Annotated in this window: 1 protein-coding gene; it reads left to right on the top strand. The window is 58.7% G+C overall.

Annotated features, from left to right (window positions below; genetic code table 11):
• Positions 1-377, top strand: a 377-nt coding sequence (locus H6B10_RS15485; RefSeq protein ID WP_204652361.1) for a hypothetical protein, incomplete at its 5' end; no start/stop codon positions are given.
• Positions 378-416 lie beyond the last annotated feature (39 nt).

Genomic DNA, 416 nt, shown 5'->3' with positions numbered 1-416 from the left:
GGGCCATTTGTTTTATACAGGAAGCCCAAAACAGCGACCTGACCTTACAGCAGCAGGTCCTTTTGTGCCGCCGGGCTTTGCGCAAACTGCGCTGGCCCTGTGTGGAGGAATTGTATGCCCAGGCCGGTACCGAAGACTGCCCCCTTTCGATGCGGCCGGGTATTTCTGACCTGCAGCGGGCTGCGGCCGCCCACGAAGCCGACGTACTGCTGGTGGTGGACGCCGGACACCTGCACTGTGACCGCCCCGAACTGGAAGAACTACTCTCCACTTTGCTGCAGCACGGCATTCATACCTTCGGGGCCAAAAGCGGATTCTGGATCGAACCGGGAGGCCGCCACTGGATGACCCTGCCCGGCTACGGCATAAAATCTTAAGACGAAGCCATACAGCCAAAAGTAAACGACAATTCCTCC

It is taken from the genome of Gemmiger formicilis (assembly GCF_016901605.1).
Classification (GTDB): Bacteria; Bacillota; Clostridia; order Oscillospirales; family Ruminococcaceae; genus Gemmiger; species Gemmiger formicilis_B.
This window is presented reverse-complemented; position numbering and strand designations above follow the sequence as displayed.